Origin of the sequence: Aliiroseovarius sp. xm-d-517 (assembly GCF_013283135.1) — a bacterium.
Lineage (GTDB): Bacteria > Pseudomonadota > Alphaproteobacteria > Rhodobacterales > Rhodobacteraceae > Aliiroseovarius > Aliiroseovarius crassostreae.
In genome coordinates this window covers 585,309-607,324 of record NZ_WBXT01000001.1, presented here as the reverse complement: position 1 = coordinate 607,324, position 22,016 = coordinate 585,309, and the positions used below count along the sequence as shown (strand labels likewise).

The window sequence follows — 22,016 nt, the reverse complement described above, 5'->3', positions numbered from 1 at the left end:
TTCAATTGGTCCCTTTGCTCACATCCGCTGCGGTCCCAGGCTTGGCAGCAAAAATCACATAAATAGAAGAGAGTACGCCGGATATTCCGTCGAAAAGCCGTTCTGACAACACGGCAAGCTCACGCTTGGTATGACCAAACGGCGTTTGATGAAAATTGTCCGGAACTGGCAGCGCATATACCAAGGACGGACGAAGAGCCCCCCGATTGCACATGCAGAAAAAACCACTATTCACCTAACGTTCCTCTCAACCCCAAAAGCACTTGGCATTCCCAATAACCAATGTGCCAAAACCCCACATTACCGCGTAAGAGATGCGCAGGACGATCCAACCTCTGTTTCCAACCGATGAGGCGTACCTGCCAGGTTGACCCTGTTCCGGCACGGTCTCGACATGTCGGACCACATCGCGTCTATTTCGTCCCAAGCTCGCCTGACTTTGCTGGCCGGTTAGCAGAAACCGACCCAGTCATACGAACACACTCCTTACACACCCTATTGAGGAGAAGTCGGGCCAGACAAAGCCGCAGCATGAACCACCGGTAGAATACCTCTACCTGCTTTCATGCGTCACCCTGTCAAATGGCTGTGCAGCACAAATTACGGACACACTCGATACACGGACTTCTCCATGTTTTACGTGCGGCCGCCCCCGTGGCCTTATGACATTACCCCCCAGTCGGGCAGTTACAATTTATCGAAATCTACTCTCATTCCAAAGGGGAAAAATGCAACCGACCTGCCCGTAACGTCTCGAAATGGTTAATTTTCATGGAACCGAAGAGGGAATGACAACTTAACCATGAAAAGAATTGTTTCCATCCAAACCCGGAATTACAACCCAGAGATGTTGCATTCTGCAAGAAAAGGCGGCTACCGGCAATTTCACACCGCCTTTAGGATGTAATTTAACCCAGACCACCTCTCCTTAAGCGCGGGTTTGTTTCGATCTAAGCGATAGTCGCGAAGGTGACTTAAGGTAAACATTAACGATAAAATTTTTTTAAACTCGACAGCGATCTGACCCGGAAAAACCCGTTTTCCGGGCGCCAATTTCCGGTTTCCCCGAACATTGAAATCAATTCAGAAACAACATTTCTCGGCAGATCCGATTCGAGAGCCGGGCAAATTCCAGAACCTACGAACCTCGCTTAAAGCGTTTCGGGATAAACTTGAGACACATGTTTATTCCGAAACGCCCATGACATTGATATCTCTTGCCGCGTTTCGGTTTTGCCCAGTGTTTTTTTTGCCTGTGTCAGGTTAAAACCGAAACGCTTTAAGAGAGAGGAAAACGCTCCTCTCCCCGTAAGACGCTCGCGTTTTTACCTATAAGGGCTGTGCAACAGCGGTCTTTTTCAGACATGTCGGGCGCCGCACAAGCCGCTGGCCCCGCAGGCGTGCCAAACAGGTTACAGCTTGTCCAGAGAGGTTCTCAGCGCCTCCAGAAGCGCCTCTGTTGGCTCACAACCGACCGAGAGCCGCACAAACCCTGCCGGCACAGCATCCCCCCAGCGCGCGCGCCGTTCAGCCGAACTGTGCACACCTCCGAACGAGGTGGCCGGGCGCAGCAGATCACACCCATTGATGAACCGCTCCGCGCTGTCCTCATCCGCAAGGGTCAATGTCACCAGGAAGCCGAAACGCGTCATCTGCCGCTGAGCCAACGCGTGGGACGGGTGGTCCTCCAACCCCGGATAGCACAGATCCGACAGTGCAGGATGTGATCTCAAGGCCGCTGCGATCTTTCCGGCGGAGAGGCACATCCGGTCAAACCGCACCTCCAGCGTCTCCAGACCTCGATGCAGCAACCACGCCGCCTGTGGCGCTGGGATCGCGCCCGACATCTTGCGCCAGTCCCTGACCCGGTTCAGCAACGCGTCGTTGCGCGTGGCCACGTGGCCCATCAACAGGTCCGAATGCCCCCCCGGAGCTTTGGTATCCGACGCCACGACGATATCCGCCCCCAGATCCAGCGGTCGCTGCCCCAGAGCGGTCATTGTGGTGTTGTCCACGATCGAAATCCCGCCAGACGCCCGCACGCGTTGTGCCACCTCTGCAAGATCACATAGATCCAGTCCCGGATTGGACGGGGTTTCGATAAAGACAACCTGATAACCGGCCATATCTTCCCGGTCATATTCCCTTGTGGGTTTCTCAACCACGTCCACCCCGAGCCCCGCAAGGAATTCGCGTGCCAGAACCCTAGTTACGTAATATCCGTCAGATGGGATCAGCACCCGATCCCCGGCCCGGACCGTGGCAAACAGCGCGGCCGAGATTGCCCCCATGCCCGAGGGAAACGCTACACAGGGTGCCTCTTCCAGGTGGGACAGCATATGTTCGAGGGTTTCCCATGTCGGATTATCCACCCGGCCATAGGCCGCAAACCCGTCCGGAGCACCTGGCAGGTGGAACATTGAACTGCTCACCAGAGGTGGGGCGATCGGGTCACCTTTCGAAAGCCCCTGCCCGCGCAGATGCAGCAGATCAGCCAGTTTCTTTTGATCGGACATAATTACCCCTCCACAACAGCCGGACCTTGCATCGGTCCGCGGTTCGGGGTTGGCGAGGAGTGTGGTACCCAAGGCCGGACTCGAACCGGCACGCCCGCAAAGGCGGGGGATTTTGAATCCCCTGCGTCTACCATTCCGCCACTTGGGCACTTCACATCGGATACAATCGCCACGCGGGGAGGTCAACGGGGGAAATTGCGGTTTTTGGATAAAGTATGACCCCGCTTCGGTTTTTCACGAAACGGGGTCACGCTGGCGCCAGGGACAACACCTTCGGATCAGAACAACACACCGACCAGCCAGAGGGTGATGCCCGGAAAGGCCACCAGAACCACAACACGGATCAGGTCAGACAGGACAAACGGGGCCACGCCACGATAGGTCTGTGCCATGGGAATATCGCGCGCCATCGAGTTGATGATAAAAAGGTTCATCCCCACCGGCGGTGTGATCAGCCCCACCTCCACCACGATCAGCGCAAGGATACCAAACCAGATCCCGGCTTCTTCCGGAGTCAGCCCGAAATCAAGCACTTCAATGATCGGGTAAAAGATCGGGATGGTCAGCAGGATCATCGACAGGCTGTCCATCACGCAGCCAAAGATCAGGTAGGCCACCAGCATCATCGCCAGCACCAGAAGCGGCGCATATCCCTGCCCGGCCACCCATTCGGCCAGCTGCTGCGGCGCTTGGGTAAAGGCGAGGAAGGAATTGAAGATCTGCGCGCCCAGCACGATGAAAAAGATCATCGCCGTGGATTGCGCCGTGGCGAGGACAGATTGCAGGAACCCTTTCCAGGTCAGCCCGCCGGTCATCACCCCGTAAAGCCCGGTGGCAACCGCGCCCACGGCCGCGCCTTCAGTGGGGGTAAACAGCGCCTGCACCCCGGATTTGGTCCAGTTCCAGTCACCAGCAATCCCGCCCATGACCAGTCCGAAAATCAACACAACGGGCCAGATCGACAGGAGCGTCTTGAACCGATGGGCATATGGCACACGTTCCGCCGTGGTGGCGCTGTCCGGGTTGATGCGCACCATGACCGCCACGGTCAGCATATACCCAAGTGCGGCCAGAATGCCCGGAACAAGGGCTGCGATGAACATCTTGACGATGTTCTGCTCGGTCAGGATCGCGTAGATCACCAAGATCACCGAGGGCGGAATGAGGATGCCCAGCGTGCCGCCCGCCGCCAGAACACCGGTCGACAGCGCGTCAGAATAGCCGCGCTTGCGCATTTCCGGCAGGGCCACCTGCCCCATGGTTGAGGCCGTAGCCAGCGACGATCCGCAAACCGCGCCAAAGCCTGCACAGGCGCCAACGGCCGCCATCGCCACACCGCCTTTGCGATGCCCCAGCCAGTCGGATGCCGCATTGAACAGCGCCCCCGACATGCCGGATTTGGTGGCAAATTGCCCCATCAGCAAAAACAGCGGCACAATCGACAGGGAATAAGAGCTGAACGTGTCATAAGACAGCGTTTTCAACTGGCTCAGCGTCACTTTCGGGTGCCCCATCATATACCAGATCCCGAAAAACCCGGTCAGCCCCATGGCCAGACCAATCGGCAGGCGCAGGAAAATCGCCAGAAGCATGAGCGCAAAGGCGAGGATGGCAAGTTCGATACCGGTCATACGTGGCTCTCCTTGCCATCCAGAACCCAATTGAGCGATCGCCACATGGTATAGGTGGCGACAACGAGGAAAAACGCAGCCCCGATGGTGCACAGACCAAACGGGATCCACAGCGGCACTTCCAGTTCATAAGAGCTTTCCGCAAAGAAGGGCTTGGACCCGAGGCCAAACAGAGTGCGGAACGTGTCAGAGCCATAGGGGAACTTCTCACCAAACCCGAGCCAGAGGCGCCACAGGATGATAAATGCCGCACCGGTCAGGAAAACATCGCCGATAAACCCCAACAGGGCCTGCTTGCGGTCGGACAGGCGCGAGATGAAAATATCAACCGTCACGTGGCCGCGCTTGTACTGACACCAGGGCATGAAGGCGAAAACCGCCACGGCACAGCCCATTTCAACGATTTCAAAATCCCCTTTGACCGGGGTCAGCCCAAAGCCTGACAAGGCCCGCCCAACGATGGATATGACGGTGGTCATGGCGATGGCAACCAGCACGGCGCCCCCTGAATAGGCCATCCAGCGACTTAGAAATTCCATCAGGCGACCAACGCGCTGCTCTGCGGATTTGGCGATTGCCATGATGCCCCCTCCCTCTTTCTCGACCCGCTATGTTTCGGGTGGTTCTCAAGAAAACTCCGGGCAGGCATCTCGGCCTGCCCGGAGGGATGTGTTTATTAGCGGATCACTGATCGGAATATTTTGCGACCAACGCCTTGGCGTCGGCCACCATGCCCGCACCGTCCAGACCTTTTGAGGTCATGTCGGCAGCCCAGGCTTCGATCTGGGCATCCCCGATCGCCTTGATCTCGGCCACCTGTTCGGCGCTCAGCTCATGGATCTTGTTATCGGTTCCGGCAACAATCTCACGACCGATCACATCCCCTTTGTCAAAAGAGGCCCCTGCCCAGGCCGAGGTTTCCAGACCTGAGTTGGCATCGATCACGGCTTTCAGATCATCCGGCAGGCCGGCATAGGTGTCCTTGTTCATCGCCCAGATGAAGAAGGTGTTGTAAAGCGACCGGTCGCCCGGGATCTCGGTGTGACTGTCGGCAAGCTCATGCACTTTCAGGGGCGGTACGATTTCCCACGGGATCACGCCCCCTTCGACCACGCCTTTCGACAGGCTTTCCGGGAAGGTCGGCAGCGGCATGCCAACCGGGGTCGCCCCGAGCGTTTCAAACAGCGCATTGGCCTGACGCGACGGTCCACGCAGTTTCAGCCCGTCAAAGTCGGACAATTGCATGACCGGCTCGCCTTTCTTGTGGATGACGCCCGGACCGTGCACATGCGTGGCCAGAAGTTTGACGTCACCCATCCGCTCCATCAGGTATTTCTCTGAAAACTCCCAAGCGGCTTTCGACGACGCCGCGGCGTTGCGTCCGGTCATGAAGGGCAGTTCAAAGGCCTCAGCTTCGGGGAAACGGCCCGGCGTATAGGCAGGCAGAGCCCAGCCACAATCAATCACGCCATCACGGATCTGATCATAAAGCGCCTGCGGCTTACCCCCCAGCTGCATCGCCGGGTAAAGCTCGACCTTGATGCGGCCACCGCTGTCTTTCTCTACCTTCTCGGCCCAGGGTGCCATGAAATAGAGCGGGGTCGAGCCCTTTGGCGGCAGGAAGTGCTGGCAGCGCAGGGTCACTTCCTGGGCAAAACTGGCACTGGCCGAAGCCCCAAGAGCCACGACACCGACAAGAGCGGATTTCAAGGTTAGTTTCATTTCGTTCCTCCCAAAACGCATGTGTTTCACAGCCCGGTCCCGGTGCTCCTCTTGCTGCCGTGACCGATCCGTCTTTGTGATAAGAGCAGGCTTGGCGCTCTTAGGCAAGCACTTTCGACCGTGCGGTCGGCTTTACTTACCCTCTTATCCGCATTCAAAGCAGGAATTCGTTGCATAAGCAACATTTTTCTTAACGCGTTATATTTCGAAAGATTCCGAACGGATTTTGCAAAACTCTCCCGCGATAATCCCCTGTCTACAGCCTGTTGGCCGAAAAGGTATCACAGGCCTGAATGTCACCCGTGCCGTATCCGCGCTCGAACCAGGCGGCGCGCTGGGCGGAACTGCCATGGGTGAAAGTATGCGGCATCGGGGTGCGCCCCGCATTGCGCTGAAGCGTGTCATCACCGATCTGACGGGCCGCATTCACCGCCTCTTGCAAATCGCCCCGTTCCAGCGTTCCGAATTTCTGTTCGGCCTCCCGCGCCCAAAGTCCCGAGAAACAATCAGCCTGCAATTCGATCCGCACCGAAATCGCATTGCTTTCCTCCTGGCTGACCTGTTGGCGCACACGATTGGCTTTTCCAAGGATCCCCAGCTCGTTTTGCACGTGATGGGCCACCTCATGCGCCACGACATACGCCGCAGCAAAATCCCCCTTTGCCCCCAATTGCCGGGACAAGGTGGTGAAAAATGCCGTATCGAGATAGACTTTGCGGTCCCCCGGACAATAGAACGGTCCAGTAGCACCCGAGGCCCCGCCACAGGGGCTTTGCGTCACCCCTTTGTATAAAACCAGCGTCACCGGGTTGTAAGCGGCCCCAAGCTGGTCGCGAAAAATCCCTGACCAGACCTCCTCCGTATCCGCAAGCGTGACGGACACGAACTCCCCGGCTTGCCGGTCCGCCTCCGAAATCTCGACCTGCTGTGGGGCTTGCGGTGACAGGCTGTCCTGCAGCAAAGGGGTGACATCGACCCCGGTGAAATAGCCGATTGCGAGCACCGCAAGAATGCCGAAGCCTCCGAGTTGAAGCCCCCCGCGCGCACGCCCCCCGGCCCGCCGCCGATCTTCGATATTGCGGCTGCCGCGCCGTCCCTTCCACTTCATGATACTCTCCCACATTGAACTCACGATCAGTTTACCCGACCTTTTCCCGGTCACAAGCCCGCATGACGCAACAAGACTTGACCTCATCCCTTGCGCATGTTTCGTGGTGCCCAACACCGAACGGGACTTCAGGCAGATAAGCTGAGAGCGGGTATGATCAGGCGTCTTTACAACTGGACAATGGGGCTTGCGGAACATCCGCGCGCGCTTTGGGCGCTGGCCATTGTGGCCTTTCTGGAAAGCTCGGTCTTTCCCATTCCGCCCGATATTCTGATGATCCCGATGATCATCGCCGCCCCGCGCAAAGCCTTTGTGATCGCATCTGTGGCCCTGGTCGCTTCGGTTCTGGGCGGGATGTTCGGCTATCTGATCGGATGGGGCGTATTTGAAAGCGTGGGACGTCCGGTGCTGGAATTCTATGGCAAGACCGACAGTTTCGACAGCTTTGCCCGCACTTATAATGACTGGGGGGCCTGGGCGGTGCTGATCGCGGGGGTCACCCCGTTCCCCTACAAGGTGATCACCATCCTGTCGGGTTCCACCGGGCTTAACTTTACCGTCTTCATGGTGGCCTCGGTGATTGCACGCGGCCTGCGCTTTTTCATCGTCGCGGGGTTGTTGTGGAAGTTTGGCGCACCCATACGGGACTTTATCGAACGCCGTCTTGGTCTTGTCTTTACCGTCTTTATCGTGCTCCTGTTTGGGGGCTTCTATCTGGTGAAATACCTATGAACATGATCCGCAACCTGACCTTCACCCAACTTGTGGCACTTGCGACGCTGGGGTCGATCCTTGTGCTTGGCGGGGCTTTCGCCTTTCAGGCGCTTGGCTACACGCCCTGTAAACTGTGCCTGTGGCAGCGCTGGCCTCATGCAGCGGCCATTGCGCTGGGCGGCGCGGCGATTGCCACGCAAAAACGTATCATTGCCTGGCTTGGCGCCCTGGCGGCGCTGACCACCTCCGGCATCGGATTTTATCATTCCGGGGTTGAGCGCAAACTCTGGGAGGGGCCAAGCTCCTGCTCGGGTGGGTCGTCCATTGGCGAGCTGTCGCAGGAGGAGTTGCTGAACTCAATCCTCACCGCCCCGCTGGTGCGGTGTGATGAAATCCCGTGGGAGCTGTTCGGCGTGACCATGGCCAACCTGAACGCGCTGGGCTCTCTGGTGCTGGCCGGGATCTGGGTCATGGCCGCACGAAAAGCAATCTGATCGCGCACATTGCCCCAAAGGCGCCCAGCCGAAGACACCATTGGACCGGCTAGGCCATTCATTTCTGACAGGAAATGAGGTTATTTTCCGTCGATTTTGCGCAAAAGCTGACGCAGGATCCCGTGAAACATCTGCACATCCTGCCGGGTCAGCGGCATGCGGCTCCACATATTGCGCAGGGCAACCTTCATCACCTCAGCCTTGGTATCAGGGAAAAAGAACCCGTGCTCATCCAGACGGGTTTCATAATGCTCAGCCAGCTTGTCCACCTCGATCACCGTGGCCGTCTCTGTCGTGGGCATCGACAGAACCTCATGCTGCACATCAACCGCCTGACGACGGAATTCATAAGCGGTCAGAAGCACACATTGCGCCAGGTTCAGAGAGGCAAATTGCGGATTCACCGGCACGGTGATGATCGCATTGGCCACCGCCACATCCTCGTTCTCCAACCCGGTGCGCTCAGGCCCGAACAGGATCGCCACCTTGCGACCCTCGCGCTGCATCTGGCGGGTGTATTCCATCGCCGCTTCCGGACTGAAAATCGGCTTGCTCAATTCCCGTGACCGGGCGGTGGTGGCAAAGACAAAGTCACAATCCCCCACCGCATCAGCCACGCTGTCATGCACCGTTGCGCCATCCAGAACCCGCCCGGCCCCCGAGGCCATGGCCACCGCATCCGGGTTCGGCCAGCCGTCCCGCGGGGCGACAACCCGCATCCGCTCCAACCCGAAATTCAGCATTGCCCGCGCAGCCGAGCCGATATTCTGGCCCATTTGTGGGCGTACCAGCACAATTGCGGGATCAGGACCCATTTCGCTCATGACCAAGACCTTTCCAAAACGTCGCGCCGTGATACGCTGGCCCCGACCCGAATTGCAAGGAGGCGCCATGGCCTATGATATGGAAACCTACGAAATCCTGGCTCGGGATCTGATTGGGCTGCCCGACATTTCGGAAAAGAAGATGTTTGGCGGTGTGGCCTTCCTGTTGGCGGGAAACATGCTGTGCGGCGTGCACAAAAACGGGGCGATGTATCGCGTGGGCAAGGACAATGAAGGGCTTGCCCTGGCGCTGGACGGGGTGGTGCCGATGGCGTTCACCGGGCGCCGGATGGGCGGATTTGTCGATGTCTCTCCTGACGCGCTGGAAAACAACCAGACCCGTGCACAGCTTTTGCAACTGGCACAGGGGTTTGTCGCCACTTTGCCCGCCAAATAGACCTCCTGAGAGAGGTCACGCCACCCGCCTCTTGCAAAATATGCGATTTGGCTCAATAAGCGCAAAAAGAATTGGGACGGACCACCCGGAAAGGATCATGATATGGCTGAAGCACAAGAGTTGGAACGCCCGCAGATCTACCTGCTGACCCCGCCTGAATTCGAATTGTCGACCTTCCCCACCGATCTGGCCCGTGTGCTTGACAGTGCCGAAATCGCCTGCCTGCGCCTGACGCTGGCCACCTCGGATGAGGACCGGATCCTGCGCGCCGCAGATGTGTGCCGCGAAGTGGCCCATGCGCGCGACGTGCCGATCGTAATTTCGGAACATGCCCTGATGGTGGAACGCCTTGGTCTGGACGGGGTCCATCTGGGTGATGGCGCGCGCCGCGTGCGCAAGACCCGCACCGATCTGGGGCAGGATGCCATTGTCGGCGCCTATTGCACCAATTCCCGCCATGAAGGCATGAATGCAGGCGAAAACGGCGCGGATTATGTCAGCTTTGGCCCCGCGGGCCTGTCCACCCTTGGCGATGGCACCCGCGCAGAGGCCGCGCTGTTTGGCTGGTGGAGCGAGATGATCGAAGTGCCGGTTGTGGCCGAGGGGGCGCTCGATGCAGATATCATCCGCGCCCTGACCCCGATCACCGACTTTTTTGCCATCGGAGAAGAGATCTGGCGCATGGAAGATCCCGTGACCGCGCTGAAAACCCTGATCAACGCCATGGACGAGGGACTGGCCGGTTGATCAGACCACAGACAAGAGCGCGAAAATTCCCCCCGTTTTGCTGACAGGCAGGCGGGGGTTTTCATTTTCAGCGGGTAAATGTGGAAAACCGCTCAGAACCAGCCCTGCACGGTCTCGGCCACGGAATGCACATCCCGTGACGCGCCCTTGACCGTTTCACACCCCGCCAGAGCCACCATCGCCAACAGGCAGGACATCATCGCAAATCGTTTTGTCATCTTTTTCACCCTAAAGCGATGCGTGATAACCTGAGACATGGTTTATCACGAAACGCCCGCATTATTGATCTCTCTTGCCGCGTTTCGGTTTTTCCCTTTGTCAGGTTAAAGCCGAAACGCTGTATTGATGTAACAGATATACCCGACAGCTGCTCTTGGTATATCCTTTCCCCGGCAATCTAGCGGCAAAATTCCGGTTGGAAAACCGGCAATTCAGGGTTGGTGCACGCTGCCCAGATCCGCCAGCACCGCGGGATCCGTGGTTTCGACATCCAACTCTCCCAGCCCATTGCGCACCTCATGTTCGCAATGGGCTGCCAGAGCTTTGCGGTTTGCAAAATCGGTCACCTTGACCGGTTTGTGATAGACCACCTCAACCCGGCCCTGACGCCGGGCCGCCAGAGTTTGCAGCAGATGCGGGGCAAAAGCCATATCCCCCCACCAACCATAAAAGCGCGGGTCTTCTCCTTCGGGGGCAAAATACCGCACCGTGACCGGCTGAACCCACATGAAACTGCGCAGTTCAGGTGCAAAGAACGCCGCGAAAAGCGTTGATTTAAAAGGAAGAACGCGGCGCGCGTCCGAAGACGTGCCCTCAGGGAAGAACAAAAGCTTATGCCCTGCGGACAGACGATCCCGAAATATTCCGATCTGGCTGGCCGCTTCTTTACGGTCACGTTTGATGAACACCGTACCGGTCGCGCGGGCCAGCCAGCCGATCCCGGGCCAGGAAGCGACCTCGGCCTTTGACACGAAATAGACCCGTTTCTTGGCGTTGAGGGCAAAGATATCAAGCCACCCCCCGTGATTGGCCACCACCGCGCCCTTTTCGCGCATTTGCCCACCACGCGCGGAGAACGGGATGCCCAGCACGAAAAACGCCGATCGACAGACAAACTGCGTGATATAAGGGGTGATCGGACGATGCAGCCCAAACAAGGGGCGCTCAATCAGGCGCACAAGCAGCAGCACCAGCAGGCCGCCAAAGACGAGGATGGCCAGGGGCACACCGCGCAGGACAGCCCGAATGCCGCCTGCCCATCCGGGACGAAACGCCCCTGGCTCCTCTTCCCCACGCCAAAGAGCGGTCATGTCTTCTGCTCCGTATTTCTGGGGCCCGTATTTCTGGGGCCCGTATTTCTGGGGCCGGTCTTGCCCTCGGTGTAATAGGCTTTGTGCTTGGCGCTCATCCGCTTGGTATCCATGATCAGGCAGACATCGGTGGTGTTGAAGCCGTGATCGACAAAGGCGCCATCTCCCACAAATCCACCGACACGCAGATAGGCTTTGATCAGCGCAGGCACAGCGCGCATGGCGGCGGGCCGGTCGATCTGGTCTTCGGGCAACAGGTTCATGGATTGATAAACGTCACGCTGCGCCGTGGTCCGCAGCTCTGGCGGGGCCAGATGGCGATGGTGCAACAGGGACAAAGGCCCCTTCAAGGCGTCGATATCCGTGCCATGGAACGAGGCGACCCCGAACAGGATTTCAATTTCATGTTCAGCGACATAGCTGGCCAGACCGTTCCACAGATGCAGCATGGCGGTGCCGCCACGATAATCGGGATGCACGCAGGATCGCCCAAGCTCCAGCAGTTTCCGACCCGAGGTTTTGAGCACGGTCAGATCATATTCATCTTCGGAATAGAACCGGCCCGGACCGCCCTGCTCTGCTGTCATCCGCTCGCCCCGCATCAGGCGATACACCCCAACCGCAGGAGACCCAGCGCGCGCGTGGTCAAACAGAATCAGGTGATCGAAATAGGGATCGAACACATCTTTTTCCAGCTTTTGGTCGTGGTCCACGAGGGGGCCGCCGCTGCCCAGTTCCCGCACAAACACATCATAGCGCAAACGCTGGGCTGCGCGCAGATCCGCCGCATCACGCGCCAATCTCAGCTCAAACACAGGCTCTGCCCCTTGCATGTCGCTTTGTCCTCATACACCGGCACCGGTTTCCAACGCGGTTTTACGTCGAGCCCTTACGCGATGCAACGCCGCCACGCACACGCATTGGTTGCCGCTTCTTAACCAATTGTCTAGGATTGAGTGTCATCACTATCGAAAACCGGCATGAGCTCTACCACGTTCGTATCAATTACCTGTTTGCCGACATGTTCAAAATTGGCGGTCACCTTGCCACCAATATTGCTTTGCACCTGCCCAAGCCCCCAATCAGGCTGCATGGGATGGCGCACGAGCATCCCCGGTTCCAGAAGTGAATTCATATCTAGCCTTTCCTGACAGGAGCACCCCATGACCACCGAGACCAGAGACCTGACCGCCCTGATCGGATCACGGATCTGCCATGACCTTATCAGCCCTTTGGGCGCAATCAGCAATGGGGTTGAGCTTTTGGAGTTGTCTGGCCTTGGGGACAGCCCGGAGATGGCTCTGATCTCGGAAAGTGTGCAGAATGCCAATGCAAGGATCCGGTTTTTCCGCGTGGCTTTCGGATCTGCCAATGACGGGCAAAATGTGGCTGAACGTGAAATCCGTGCGGTGCTTTCCGCGGGAGGCGAAGGGCGCAGGGTTGAAATTCACTGGACCCCGGTTGGCGATCAGCCGCGCGGTCAGGTCAAGCTCGCGTTTCTCGTCCTGCAATGTATGGAAACGGCAATGCCCTGGGGCGGCAAGATCGTGGTGACGGAACAGGACGGGCATTGGAGCCTCTGGGCCGAGGCCGACCGGTTCAACACCGATCCCGCACTTTGGGCGCTGATTACCGAGCCGGACCAAACCACCAACGTTCTGCCCGCGCAGGTTCATTATGCCCTGATTGCACCGGAACTGGCGCGGCAGGGGCGCCAGGCCGAGGTCACCCTGACTGACAATTCGATCAACGTGATATTCTGAAGTAGTTTTTGCGCTGCGCGCAATGCCTCCGGCGGAGGTATTTGGCGCAAGAAAAAGGGCGCGGGATTTTTTGCGCCCTTTTTGCTGATTTTCAAAGCGGGATCAGGCGCGGGTGGTGCCGTCACCTTCCACAAGATATTTGAAACTGGTCAGCTGCATTGCCCCCACCGGTCCACGCGCATGCATCTTGCCGGTGGCGATGCCGATCTCGGCCCCCATGCCAAACTCGCCCCCATCTGCAAACTGGGTGGAGGCATTGCGCATCAGGATGGCGCTGTCGAGCCGGGTGAAGAACCGTGCCGCGGTGGCGTCATTTTCCGTCATGATCGCATCGGTGTGAGACGAGGAATACCGGTTGATATGGGCAATGGCCCCATCCACATCCTCAACCAGCCTGGCGGCGATGATGCGGTCAAGATATTCCTTGCCCCAGTCATCTTCGGTTGCGGCAACGCTGCCGGACAGCCCGGCGCCCACGCGCACTTCGACCCCGGCGGCCATCAGATCATTGATCACTTTCTGGCCCAGCTCCTGCGCGTCCTTATGGATCAGCAGACATTCCGCAGCTCCGCAAATGCCGGTGCGTCGGGTCTTGGCATTCATCACCACGCGCGCGGTCTTCTCCGCGTCTGCATCCTTGTCGATATAGATATGCACAATGCCTTCGAGATGGGCAAAAACCGGCACGCGGGCTTCGCGCTGCACCAGACCAACCAGCCCTTTGCCCCCGCGCGGCACGATCACGTCCACATGGTCGGTCATGGTCAAAAGTTCACTGACGGCGGCGCGGTCACGGGTCGGAATGCGTTGAATGGCATCCACGGGCAACCCGGCGGCACGCAGCCCATCCTGTAGGCAGGCATGGATCACACCAGCGGAATGGAAGCTTTCAGATCCCCCACGCAGGATGACGGCATTGCCGGCCTTGAGGCAGAGCGCGCCCGCGTCGGCGGTCACATTCGGCCGGCTTTCATAAATCACGCCAATCACACCAAGAGGGGTGCGCACCCGCTTGATATGCAGCCCCGAGGGGCGATCCCATTCTTCGGTCACCTGTCCGACCGGATCATCCTGCCGGGCAACCGTGCGCAACCCCTCACACATCGCCTGGATCCGGTCTTCGTCGAGCATCAGGCGATCCATCATCGCATCCGACAACCCTTTTTCACGGCCATACGCCATGTCCTGCACATTGGCGGCAATGATTTCATCCCGCCGCGCCCAACAGGCCTCTGCGGCCGCAATCAGCGCGGTTTCCTTTGCCTCGGATGGAGCGAAGGCCAGTTCCCTGGACGCAGCTTTTGCGCGTTCACCGATCTGGGTCATCATCGTCTTGATGTCGTCGCTCATCTCACTCTCCGTGTGAAGTTTTTCGTTTAGCTTTTTGATTTACAGGGACATATCGTCCCGATGAATAAGTGCGGCCCGGCCGGAATAGCCCAAAACCGCCTCGATCTGGTCAGAGCGTTTTCCGGCAATGGCGCGGGCCTCGTCTGCGGTATAGCGGCTGAGACCCGACCCGATATGCACCCCATCCGGGCCATGAATGGTCACGCTGTCCCCACGACCAAAACTGCCATAGACGGCACTGACACCGGCGGGCAGCAGGGACTTTCCCTGACCCAGCGCACGGGCAGCACCCGCATCCACAACGATATCGCCCTGCGGCTTCATCGACGCAATCCATTTCTTGCGTGATGTCTTGGGGTCCGTGCGTGCAACAAACAAAGTGCTCGGTGCCCCTTCTTCCAGCGTTTTCAAGGGATTGAAGCGCGACCCTTCGGTGATGGTCATGGCGCAACCTGCCCCGGTTGCGGTTTTGGCGGCCATCACCTTGGTTTTCATGCCACCCTTTGACAGACCGGTTCCCGCATCCCCCGCCATCGCTTCGATGTCCGGGGTAATCTCGTCAATAACGTCAAACCGGGTGGCAGAGGCATCGACCCGCGGATTTCCGGTATAAAGCCCGTCCACATCCGACAGGAGCACCAGATGGTCGGCACCGATGGTGACGGCAACCTGCGCCGCGAGGCGATCATTGTCGCCAAAACGGATCTCATCCGTTGCTACCGTATCGTTTTCATTCACAATCGGCACCGCGCCCAGGGACAGCAGCGTCTCCAGCGTGGCACGAGAATTCAGGTAGCGGCGGCGATCTGCGCTGTCTTCCAGCGTGACCAGCACCTGTGCGGTGGTGGCACCGTGATGGGCCAGCGCCTGCTCATAGGCACGGGCCAAACGGATCTGCCCCACGGCGGCAGCCGCTTGCGCCTGTTCCAGCGACAGGGTTCCCGGTGTCAGCCCGAGCACCCCTCGTCCCAGCGCGATGGAGCCGGAAGACACCAAAACCACGTCAGCGCCCCGCCCCTTGAGCCAGGCGACATCTTCTGCCAGCGACGCCAGCCAATCCGATTTCAGGGCCCCTGTTTGCGCATCAACCAGCAATGCCGACCCGATCTTGACGACAATGCGCCGGGCGTTGGCCAGTGTCCCGCTCAGGGTTGCCATTTCTCGGGCTCCTCTGCGGGTTTCTGGCGAATGCGATCTTCCGAGATTTCCCGGCGCAGCGCCCGCAACACATCGATCGTGCCTTTCTGCGCCGCCCCGGACATGAGCAGGACCGGGCCGGCCACGGCCTCAAGCTCAGCCTGTTTTTCTGCCAGTTCCTCATCCGACAGCGCATCCACCTTGTTCAGAACCGTCACGCGGGTCTTGCCCCCGAGGATATCCCCATAGGCTTCGACCTCGGTGATGATGGTCTGCCAGTCGCCCGCCACATCATCAGATGTGCCATCGACGAGGTGAAGCAACACCGCGCAGCGTTCCACGTGACCAAGGAACAGGTCACCGAGACCGCGCCCTTCGGAGGCGCCTTCGATCAGGCCGGGAATGTCAGCCACCACAAATTCCGCGCCATCCACGCCGACCACACCGAGGTTGGGGTGCAGCGTGGTGAACGGGTAGTCGGCAATTTTGGGGCGCGCATTTGAGGTCGCCGCGAGGAAGGTTGATTTGCCCGCATTGGGCAGCCCCAGAAGCCCGACGTCTGCAATCAATTTCAGGCGCAGCCAGATGGTGCGATCCACCCCCGGCTGCCCCGGATTGGCGCGACGCGGCGCCTGGTTGGTCGAGGATTTGAAATGCAGGTTGCCAAAGCCACCATTGCCGCCCTTGGCCAGCACCACGCGCTGCCCCACTTCGGTCAGGTCGGCAAGCACGGTTTCCTGATCTTCGTCGAGGATCTCGGTCCCGACCGGCACGCGCAGCACAATATCCTTACCATCCGCGCCGGTGCGCTGATTACCCATGCCGGGGCGGCCATTATCGGCAAAGAAATGTTGCTGATAGCGGAAATCAATAAGGGTGTTCAGCCCCTCGACCACTTCGGCAATCACGGACCCGCCCTTGCCGCCATCACCGCCATCCGGTCCGCCATATTCGATGAACTTTTCGCGCCGGAAAGACACGCAGCCCCCCCCACCGCCACCAGAGCGGATATAGACCTTGGCGAGATCGAGAAATTTCATGACATGTGCCTTTCTGGTGGGCTGTGGTAGTGAATACTGGCGATAGAGGGAAATGAGCGCGTGCTCAAGTCTTTGCAGGGCTTTGTGCGCAATAAGCCGCGAAAACCGTGGGCTTACGGGCGGGACAGGCGATAGGTGAGTGTCGGAAGCTCCGCGTCGCGCGCCCGACAATATCCCCGACAGGGGCCGGTTGCAACAAAGCCAAGCTTTTCCAGCACCCGGCCCGAGGCGGGGTTGTCCCCGAACACACAGGCCGATATTTCGGTCCAGTCATAGCGTTGCCAGCAATGCGCGATCAGCGCCTGCCCCATCTCCGTGGCAAATCCCCGGCCCCAATGGGCAGGCGCGAACATATAGCCCATTTCGGGCAGTTGGCCGTCCCGCGACGCGATCCCCATACTGCCCACCAGCTCACCTTTGTGAAATACCTGTCCCACCATGCCCAATTGCGGATCTGAGGGCACGCAGCGGACGCGGGTATGATCGCGCTCCGCAGGCCAGGGCCAGGTTGCCGTCATCTTGACCACATCATGATGCGATACAAGCGCGTGCAGGGCCTCCAGATCCGCGGGCTCCGTCCGGCGCATCATAAGTCGCCGGGTTACGAGGCGCGTCATCATGTCCGCTCCTCCCAATCCGCACGCGTCAGGCAGAGCTTGACCAGATCCAGGGTCTTGTTCTGCGACACACAAAAGGCCGACTCCACCTGCCCGGTGGACATAAATCCAAGTTTGGTCAGAACATTCCGCGACGAATGGTTGCCATGGAAATGACCGGACAAAAGAGTGTCGGCATCCGTATTGCAGAAATACCAATCGACCAGTGCCCTCGCCGCCTCAGTCATGACGCCCTGCCCCTGATGAGAGCGGGCCAACCAATATCCCAGACTGTCGCCAATCCCGATCACGCCCAGAACACCCTCTCCCTTGCAGATGGCCAGCGCCTCATGGACGGGTTTGTCTTCAAGAAACGCCAAGAACCCGTCAAAATCTGCCGGACCATAGGGGAAGGAAACGACGGTCAGCCATTTTGTGACCTCGTAGTCATTCAGCCCCTTCACCACCTGGTCACGATCCCGCACCGAAAGAGGGCGCAGCGTGAACCGCTCAGTTTCGATCAACATGCCCCACCCTTTTCATCCGGTCCTCAGGCAAGCTTGCGCGAATAGGTCCAGGTTGGCACCGCGGCGTTGCGCGAGACGGAAAAGCTTTCTGCATCCCCGATATATTCGAACCCTGCATTGGTCAGCACACGGGCTGAGGCGGGACTGTCTTGAAAGACCGAGGCAAAGATCGTGCTGTTATCCAGCGGGTTGGCCTCGATCAGCGCCCGAACCGCCTCGGACGCGAGGCCGCCATTCCAGAAAGCAGGCGCCACCCAGTAAGACAGTTCTGACTGGTTGCGATCAAGACGGGACAGTGTGATCACCCCCAGAACTTCCCGCTGGCCATCCCGGGCGCCATCCATCACCCAGACCTCTTGCTTGCGTGTGCTTTCAAGCGCGCGGGCAATGAACCCTTCGGTCGCACCGGGCGGCAGAGGATGGGGGATCGAGCGGGTGCCGTTGGCGACACGCTGGTCGCTGGCATAAAGCGCCATTGGACCCGCATCGGATTTGCGCACCGGGCGCAGCACGAACCGATCTGCTTCGATCACGGGCTGATTGGTAATCATATCATGCATCATGGCTTTCCCTCCTCGAAAAGCTCTGACTTCCAGCCGGGGTCCAGGCTGGACCATGCCCCGGAATTGCCTGTTGATTGCCTGCCCCACCATGGTTCGCGCGAGGAGCATGACGTCAAAATGGTTAAATTTTCCTAAACCCCATATGGGAGGCGTCGGACCAAAGAAAAAGGGCCGGCGATCACGCCGGCCCCTGGATTTTTCAAACCTTGCAGGTTTCGGCTTACTCAGCGGCCTCCGCCACCGGGAGAACCGAAATAAAGGTGCGGCCTTTCAGGCCTTTGTGGAACTGCACCTTGCCTTCGCTGGTTGCGAAGATGGTGTGGTCTTTGCCCATGCCCACATTGGCGCCCGGCCACATCTTGGTGCCGCGCTGACGCACGATGATGTTGCCCGGGATGACGGCTTCGCCACCGTATTTCTTTACACCAAGGCGACGACCGGCTGAGTCGCGGCCGTTACGGGATGAACCGCCAGCTTTTTTATGTGCCATGCTATCTCTCCTTAGTTAAGATTAGGCCAGAGTTTTGGCCTGCTCAACCCACTCGGCTTTCACTTTGACGGCATCGAAGGTTTCGACGTCGACAGCGGCCAGTTGGGCGAAGGTGGTGATGCCGGCATCTGCCAGCTTTTTGGCGGCGGCGGGGCCGACACCCGTGATTTGGGTCAGATCGTCAGCAGCGGCTTCGGCTTTCGGAGCAGCCTTTTTGGCCGCCGGGGCCGCAGCACCCGAAACCGAACCTGCGCCAATCGCAGCTTTCACGCCCGATTTGTCAGCACCGTTTTCCAGCACTTCGGTGATCTTCACCAGCGTCAGTTGCTGACGGTGACCTTTGGTGCGCTTGGAGCTGTGCTTACGGCGACGCTTCACAAAGTGAATGACTTTCTCGCCTTTGATCTGGTCGATCACTTCTGCCTGCACACCGGCGCCAGCGACGACCGGGGTGCCAACAGTGGCGCCAACCATGAGAATCTCGTTGAACTGGACGGTTTCGCCAGCTTCAGCAGCCAGTTTTTCAACGCGCAGGATGTCACCAGCCTGAACCTTGTATTGCTTGCCGCCGGTTTTCAGAACCGCAAACATTTGGTCTTCCTTCATTTTCCGCGTCCTACGGCCCCGGATCTCCCGGTGTTTCGGCGGTGGGTTGGTCCCACCAATGCCTCGAACGGCGCGCCCGTTTGGGCAGAGATTAATCGTTCCGGCAAAGGGATCCCTCAGCCGGATTGGCGGCTTATCGGTGGAAAATCGGGATAAGTCAAGAATAATAACGGCAAATGCGCGCCGCGGTTGCGCTATTGCCTGCGCCCCTCTTGCGCCTCCATGGCTGTCACGATAGCCAGTAGGAAGAATTTGGCCCGGCCCGGATGGCCTGCTCGCGGAGACCCAACACCATGTCGCAAAACAATTCAAGACCCCCGATGTTTCCGCTGGCCAGCCAGGCATCCGGGCGTCCTGCCCCTGCCCCGTCGGCCAACCCGGCGATTGCCCAGGCGCAAAAAGCGTTGCGGTCCGGGCAGACGGCGATGACACAGGGGCGTTTCAAGGATGCGGTCAGCGCCTTTCACGAGGCGACGCGGCTTGTTCCACGTGATCCGAAAATCTGGTCACTTTATGCCAATGCATTGTCTATGCTCGGGGACAAGGCCGCGGTCAAGCGCGCCCAGAAACTGATGAAAAAGGTGGGCATTTCGGCGTCAGGGCAGAAGAAACTTCTGGCGCAGATGACCCGCAGCAATTCCGACACGGTACGCAAATCCGTGGGCATCCCCTCTGCCAAGATCAATGAGCTGCTGACCCGGTTCAACTCTGGCGACGTGGCAGCGGTCAATGAAGAAGCCCTGGCCCTGGCCGCCGCCCATCCGGAAAACGAGATCATTCAACTGATCCTCGGCGGCACCCTGACCGCCATGCGCAAACCCGGCGAAGCTGAAGCCGCTTACCGCAGGGCGCTTGAGATCGCCCCGGATTATGCGGAGGCAATGATCAATTACGGTGAGCTTCTGTCCACACAGTCGCGGTTTCACGAAGCGCATGAGTTGCTGGAACAGGCGCATAAACAGGTTCCCTCCAATCCAAAACTTCTGGGCAATATGGGATTTGTCCTGAAAGAACTGAGCCGCCCGCATGACGCAGTGCCCTATTTCGATCGCCTTCTGGAAATCGATCCGGGCAATCAGCTGGGGCGTCTTCTGCGCATTGACACGTTGATCATGCTGGAACGCCCGCATGAAGCGCTGGCGGATTATGATGCCCTGCCAGAAGCGATCCGAAACACGCCTGAGCAAACGGCGCTGCGCGCGGTTGCGCTGGATCAGTCCGGAAAGCCCGAAGAGGCGCTGGCACTTGCGCGCGATGCCTTTGAACGCGCGCCGACCCATACGCGTGTGGTCACGATCACTGGCAACCTGATGCAGCAGAGAGGCAAGTTTGAAGAGGCCGAAACCCTGTTGAAAACCGCGTTGGAGGCCGGGTTGAAATCCGGCGCGGTGTATCGCCAGATCGGCGGCGGGCGCAAGCTGCCGCTGGAGGATCCGATCGCCCAGGAAATGCTGTCGCTGTGGGAAAATGACCCCGATCTGCCCGCACGGGTGGATCTGGCCTATGCGCTGGTCAAACTGATGGAAGACAACAAGCAGTTCGACAAGGTCTGGCCCTATCTGGAGGCCGCCAATGCCATGGCGCTGGAGGCGTTCCCCCATGACAAGAAAAAAGAGCAGACCGATTTCACCAAGATGATGCGCTTTGTCGACGGGATGGACATGTCACGTATCGGTCAGGTGGGCTATCAGGAGGACAGCCCAATCTTCATCACCGGGATGCCAAGATCCGGGACCACATTGGTCGAGCAGATTCTGGCCAGCCATTCCCGTGTCACCGGCGGGGATGAGATGTCCCTGTTTCACACAATCGGGTTTACCCATGCCAATAAAGTGGTCGCAAATGGCGGTTCCATCAACGATCTGCCCAACGCAACGCTGGAAAAGATCGGGCGCGAGTATCGCGAAGCGGTGCTGAAACGATTCCCGGACACGGATATCGTCACGGACAAATCGATCTCGACCTATAAAGTGGCGCCGCTGGTCTGGCTCGCCCTTCCCAAAGCCAAGATTGTCGCCCTGCGCCGTGATCCACGCGACAACCTGTTTTCGATGCTGAAAAACCGCTTCGTGCGCGGGGCACATACCTACACCAATGACCAGGAAGATCTGGTTGAGGTCTATCGCCTGTTTACTGAGTATCTGGCTGCATGGCGCAAGCTGGCCGCGGACCGGATTTATGAGATCCAATATGAAAAGCTGGTCTCGGACCCGGAAACTGAGGTGCGCAAGCTGCTGAAATTCTGTGAGCTGGACTGGGAGGACGCCTGCCTGTCCTTCTATGAAAACAAGCGGAAGGTGAAGACCCTGTCGATCCACCAGGCCCGCCAGCCGCTTTACAATTCCTCGATCGGCCGCTGGCGCCAGTATGAAGACAAGCTGGCGGTTATGCTGGAGGGGTTGAAGGGGCTGGACGGCGTGCCAGAGGACTGATCGCGTAAGGCGCGTGTCAGGAGCTGTAATCGACCATCATCAGGGAAAT

General features: G+C 58.8%; 25 protein-coding genes and 1 tRNA gene. 6 read left to right on the top strand and 20 right to left on the bottom strand.

Annotated elements, in window-relative coordinates; all coding sequences use genetic code 11:
* Position 1 precedes the first annotated feature (1 nt).
* The 7 genes from XMD517_RS15615 to XMD517_RS02875 all read right to left on the bottom strand — a co-directional run bounded on the left by XMD517_RS15615 (position 2) and on the right by XMD517_RS02875 (position 6,977).
* A complete protein-coding gene (locus tag XMD517_RS15615) occupies positions 2–235 on the bottom strand; it encodes a hypothetical protein (RefSeq protein ID WP_173487445.1) in 234 nt (77 codons plus the stop codon).
* Between the two features lie 1,177 nt (positions 236–1,412).
* A complete protein-coding gene (locus XMD517_RS02900; protein WP_173487444.1) occupies positions 1,413–2,516 on the bottom strand; it encodes a cystathionine gamma-lyase in 1,104 nt (367 codons plus the stop codon).
* A 62-nt stretch (positions 2,517–2,578) separates the two neighbouring features.
* A tRNA-Leu gene (locus XMD517_RS02895) sits at positions 2,579–2,664 on the bottom strand.
* Positions 2,665–2,794: 130 nt separating this feature from the next.
* The gene (locus XMD517_RS02890; protein ID WP_173488091.1) at positions 2,795–4,147 is read right to left on the bottom strand and encodes a TRAP transporter large permease; all 1,353 of its coding nucleotides are present in this window, start codon (positions 4,145–4,147) and stop codon (positions 2,795–2,797) included.
* Positions 4,144–4,728 (bottom strand): TRAP transporter small permease, encoded by a 585-nt coding sequence (locus XMD517_RS02885; protein WP_173487442.1) that lies wholly within the window; start codon positions 4,726–4,728, stop codon positions 4,144–4,146. Before XMD517_RS02885 ends, XMD517_RS02890 begins: the two co-directional genes overlap by 4 nt.
* A gap of 103 nt (positions 4,729–4,831) precedes the next feature.
* A complete protein-coding gene (locus XMD517_RS02880; protein WP_173487441.1) occupies positions 4,832–5,869 on the bottom strand; it encodes a TRAP transporter substrate-binding protein in 1,038 nt (345 codons plus the stop codon).
* Positions 5,870–6,125: 256 nt separating this feature from the next.
* Positions 6,126–6,977 carry a neutral zinc metallopeptidase gene (locus XMD517_RS02875; protein ID WP_173487440.1) on the bottom strand — a complete coding sequence of 284 codons (852 nt, stop codon included), beginning with the start codon at positions 6,975–6,977 and terminating at the stop codon, positions 6,126–6,128.
* Positions 6,978–7,130: 153 nt separating this feature from the next.
* On the opposite strand from XMD517_RS02875, the gene XMD517_RS02870 reads away from it, so the two are divergent.
* The gene (locus XMD517_RS02870; protein ID WP_173487439.1) at positions 7,131–7,709 is read left to right on the top strand and encodes a YqaA family protein; all 579 of its coding nucleotides are present in this window, start codon (positions 7,131–7,133) and stop codon (positions 7,707–7,709) included.
* Positions 7,706–8,185 (top strand): disulfide bond formation protein B, encoded by a 480-nt coding sequence (locus XMD517_RS02865; RefSeq protein ID WP_254449887.1) that lies wholly within the window; start codon positions 7,706–7,708, stop codon positions 8,183–8,185. The genes XMD517_RS02870 and XMD517_RS02865 overlap by 4 nt, the downstream gene beginning before the upstream one ends.
* Before the next feature lie 80 nt (positions 8,186–8,265).
* On the opposite strand, the gene XMD517_RS02860 is transcribed toward XMD517_RS02865, so the two are convergent.
* Positions 8,266–9,009, bottom strand: a complete 744-nt coding sequence (locus XMD517_RS02860; protein ID WP_173487437.1) for an RNA methyltransferase — start codon at positions 9,007–9,009, stop codon at positions 8,266–8,268.
* Between the two features lie 67 nt (positions 9,010–9,076).
* Here XMD517_RS02860 and XMD517_RS02855 point away from each other — a divergent pair, with 67 nt between their 5' ends.
* Together XMD517_RS02855 and XMD517_RS02850 are read left to right on the top strand one after the other, a co-directional pair.
* The gene (locus XMD517_RS02855) at positions 9,077–9,406 is read left to right on the top strand and encodes a TfoX/Sxy family protein (protein ID WP_173487436.1); all 330 of its coding nucleotides are present in this window, start codon (positions 9,077–9,079) and stop codon (positions 9,404–9,406) included.
* A gap of 102 nt (positions 9,407–9,508) precedes the next feature.
* Positions 9,509–10,153 carry a thiamine phosphate synthase gene (locus XMD517_RS02850; protein WP_173487435.1) on the top strand — a complete coding sequence of 215 codons (645 nt, stop codon included), beginning with the start codon at positions 9,509–9,511 and terminating at the stop codon, positions 10,151–10,153.
* Between the two features lie 92 nt (positions 10,154–10,245).
* On the opposite strand, the gene XMD517_RS02845 is transcribed toward XMD517_RS02850, so the two are convergent.
* From XMD517_RS02845 to XMD517_RS02830, 4 genes are all read right to left on the bottom strand, one after another.
* Positions 10,246–10,371, bottom strand: a complete 126-nt coding sequence (locus XMD517_RS02845; protein WP_173488090.1) for an entericidin — start codon at positions 10,369–10,371, stop codon at positions 10,246–10,248.
* Positions 10,372–10,584: 213 nt separating this feature from the next.
* Positions 10,585–11,463 carry a 1-acyl-sn-glycerol-3-phosphate acyltransferase gene (locus tag XMD517_RS02840; RefSeq protein WP_173487434.1) on the bottom strand — a complete coding sequence of 293 codons (879 nt, stop codon included), beginning with the start codon at positions 11,461–11,463 and terminating at the stop codon, positions 10,585–10,587.
* Positions 11,460–12,296, bottom strand: a complete 837-nt coding sequence (locus XMD517_RS02835) for a GNAT family N-acetyltransferase (protein ID WP_173488089.1) — start codon at positions 12,294–12,296, stop codon at positions 11,460–11,462. Before XMD517_RS02835 ends, XMD517_RS02840 begins: the two co-directional genes overlap by 4 nt.
* 113 nt (positions 12,297–12,409) lie before the next feature.
* The gene (locus XMD517_RS02830; protein ID WP_055191879.1) at positions 12,410–12,598 is read right to left on the bottom strand and encodes a DUF3553 domain-containing protein; all 189 of its coding nucleotides are present in this window, start codon (positions 12,596–12,598) and stop codon (positions 12,410–12,412) included.
* A 28-nt stretch (positions 12,599–12,626) separates the two neighbouring features.
* Between XMD517_RS02830 and XMD517_RS02825 the strand changes: the two genes are divergently transcribed.
* Complete coding sequence (locus XMD517_RS02825; RefSeq protein WP_173487432.1) at positions 12,627–13,226, top strand: histidine phosphotransferase family protein; 600 nt, start codon at positions 12,627–12,629, stop codon at positions 13,224–13,226.
* 102 nt (positions 13,227–13,328) lie between these two features.
* On the opposite strand, the gene XMD517_RS02820 is transcribed toward XMD517_RS02825, so the two are convergent.
* The 8 genes from XMD517_RS02820 to XMD517_RS02785 form a co-directional block, all read right to left on the bottom strand.
* Positions 13,329–14,576, bottom strand: coding sequence for a glutamate-5-semialdehyde dehydrogenase (locus XMD517_RS02820; RefSeq protein WP_173487431.1), 1,248 nt, complete (start codon positions 14,574–14,576; stop codon positions 13,329–13,331).
* Positions 14,577–14,615: 39 nt separating this feature from the next.
* Positions 14,616–15,734 carry a glutamate 5-kinase gene (proB, locus tag XMD517_RS02815; protein ID WP_173487430.1) on the bottom strand — a complete coding sequence of 373 codons (1,119 nt, stop codon included), beginning with the start codon at positions 15,732–15,734 and terminating at the stop codon, positions 14,616–14,618.
* Positions 15,722–16,753 (bottom strand): GTPase ObgE, encoded by a 1,032-nt coding sequence (gene obgE / locus XMD517_RS02810; protein WP_173487429.1) that lies wholly within the window; start codon positions 16,751–16,753, stop codon positions 15,722–15,724. The genes proB and obgE overlap by 13 nt, the downstream gene beginning before the upstream one ends.
* A 113-nt stretch (positions 16,754–16,866) precedes the next feature.
* Positions 16,867–17,373, bottom strand: a complete 507-nt coding sequence (locus tag XMD517_RS02805; protein ID WP_173488088.1) for a GNAT family N-acetyltransferase — start codon at positions 17,371–17,373, stop codon at positions 16,867–16,869.
* The gene (locus tag XMD517_RS02800) at positions 17,370–17,876 is read right to left on the bottom strand and encodes a GNAT family N-acetyltransferase (RefSeq protein WP_173487427.1); all 507 of its coding nucleotides are present in this window, start codon (positions 17,874–17,876) and stop codon (positions 17,370–17,372) included. Before XMD517_RS02800 ends, XMD517_RS02805 begins: the two co-directional genes overlap by 4 nt.
* Positions 17,877–17,899: 23 nt before the next feature.
* Complete coding sequence (locus tag XMD517_RS02795) at positions 17,900–18,439, bottom strand: GNAT family N-acetyltransferase (protein WP_173487426.1); 540 nt, start codon at positions 18,437–18,439, stop codon at positions 17,900–17,902.
* 220 nt (positions 18,440–18,659) lie between these two features.
* Positions 18,660–18,929, bottom strand: a complete 270-nt coding sequence (gene rpmA / locus XMD517_RS02790; protein WP_055191863.1) for a 50S ribosomal protein L27 — start codon at positions 18,927–18,929, stop codon at positions 18,660–18,662.
* A gap of 21 nt (positions 18,930–18,950) precedes the next feature.
* On the bottom strand, positions 18,951–19,520 hold the full coding sequence (locus XMD517_RS02785; protein WP_173487503.1) for a 50S ribosomal protein L21: 570 nt from the start codon (positions 19,518–19,520) through the stop codon (positions 18,951–18,953).
* Positions 19,521–19,855: 335 nt separating this feature from the next.
* Between XMD517_RS02785 and XMD517_RS02780 the strand changes: the two genes are divergently transcribed.
* The gene (locus XMD517_RS02780; protein ID WP_173487425.1) at positions 19,856–21,967 is read left to right on the top strand and encodes a tetratricopeptide repeat-containing sulfotransferase family protein; all 2,112 of its coding nucleotides are present in this window, start codon (positions 19,856–19,858) and stop codon (positions 21,965–21,967) included.
* Positions 21,968–22,016: the final 49 nt, after the last annotated feature.

Excerpts from the sequence above, each read along its gene's own strand:
- XMD517_RS02900 (WP_173487444.1), bottom strand. The coding sequence starts at position 2,516 with ATGTCCGATCAAAAGAAACTGGCTGATCTGCTGCATCTGCGCGGGCAG.
- XMD517_RS02890 (WP_173488091.1), bottom strand. The coding sequence starts at position 4,147 with ATGACCGGTATCGAACTTGCCATCCTCGCCTTTGCGCTCATGCTTCTG.
- XMD517_RS02885 (WP_173487442.1), bottom strand. The coding sequence starts at position 4,728 with ATGGCAATCGCCAAATCCGCAGAGCAGCGCGTTGGTCGCCTGATGGAA.
- XMD517_RS02880 (WP_173487441.1), bottom strand. The coding sequence starts at position 5,869 with ATGAAACTAACCTTGAAATCCGCTCTTGTCGGTGTCGTGGCTCTTGGG.
- XMD517_RS02875 (WP_173487440.1), bottom strand. The coding sequence starts at position 6,977 with ATGAAGTGGAAGGGACGGCGCGGCAGCCGCAATATCGAAGATCGGCGG.
- XMD517_RS02870 (WP_173487439.1), top strand. The coding sequence starts at position 7,131 with ATGATCAGGCGTCTTTACAACTGGACAATGGGGCTTGCGGAACATCCG.
- XMD517_RS02865 (WP_254449887.1), top strand. The coding sequence starts at position 7,706 with ATGAACATGATCCGCAACCTGACCTTCACCCAACTTGTGGCACTTGCG.
- XMD517_RS02860 (WP_173487437.1), bottom strand. The coding sequence starts at position 9,009 with ATGAGCGAAATGGGTCCTGATCCCGCAATTGTGCTGGTACGCCCACAA.
- XMD517_RS02855 (WP_173487436.1), top strand. The coding sequence starts at position 9,077 with ATGGCCTATGATATGGAAACCTACGAAATCCTGGCTCGGGATCTGATT.
- XMD517_RS02850 (WP_173487435.1), top strand. The coding sequence starts at position 9,509 with ATGGCTGAAGCACAAGAGTTGGAACGCCCGCAGATCTACCTGCTGACC.
- XMD517_RS02845 (WP_173488090.1), bottom strand. The coding sequence starts at position 10,371 with ATGACAAAACGATTTGCGATGATGTCCTGCCTGTTGGCGATGGTGGCT.
- XMD517_RS02840 (WP_173487434.1), bottom strand. The coding sequence starts at position 11,463 with ATGACCGCTCTTTGGCGTGGGGAAGAGGAGCCAGGGGCGTTTCGTCCC.
- XMD517_RS02835 (WP_173488089.1), bottom strand. The coding sequence starts at position 12,296 with ATGCAAGGGGCAGAGCCTGTGTTTGAGCTGAGATTGGCGCGTGATGCG.
- XMD517_RS02830 (WP_055191879.1), bottom strand. The coding sequence starts at position 12,598 with ATGAATTCACTTCTGGAACCGGGGATGCTCGTGCGCCATCCCATGCAG.
- XMD517_RS02825 (WP_173487432.1), top strand. The coding sequence starts at position 12,627 with ATGACCACCGAGACCAGAGACCTGACCGCCCTGATCGGATCACGGATC.
- XMD517_RS02820 (WP_173487431.1), bottom strand. The coding sequence starts at position 14,576 with ATGAGCGACGACATCAAGACGATGATGACCCAGATCGGTGAACGCGCA.
- proB (WP_173487430.1), bottom strand. The coding sequence starts at position 15,734 with ATGGCAACCCTGAGCGGGACACTGGCCAACGCCCGGCGCATTGTCGTC.
- obgE (WP_173487429.1), bottom strand. The coding sequence starts at position 16,753 with ATGAAATTTCTCGATCTCGCCAAGGTCTATATCCGCTCTGGTGGCGGT.
- XMD517_RS02805 (WP_173488088.1), bottom strand. The coding sequence starts at position 17,373 with ATGATGACGCGCCTCGTAACCCGGCGACTTATGATGCGCCGGACGGAG.
- XMD517_RS02800 (WP_173487427.1), bottom strand. The coding sequence starts at position 17,876 with ATGTTGATCGAAACTGAGCGGTTCACGCTGCGCCCTCTTTCGGTGCGG.
- XMD517_RS02795 (WP_173487426.1), bottom strand. The coding sequence starts at position 18,439 with ATGATGCATGATATGATTACCAATCAGCCCGTGATCGAAGCAGATCGG.
- rpmA (WP_055191863.1), bottom strand. The coding sequence starts at position 18,929 with ATGGCACATAAAAAAGCTGGCGGTTCATCCCGTAACGGCCGCGACTCA.
- XMD517_RS02785 (WP_173487503.1), bottom strand. The coding sequence starts at position 19,520 with ATGTTTGCGGTTCTGAAAACCGGCGGCAAGCAATACAAGGTTCAGGCT.
- XMD517_RS02780 (WP_173487425.1), top strand. The coding sequence starts at position 19,856 with ATGTTTCCGCTGGCCAGCCAGGCATCCGGGCGTCCTGCCCCTGCCCCG.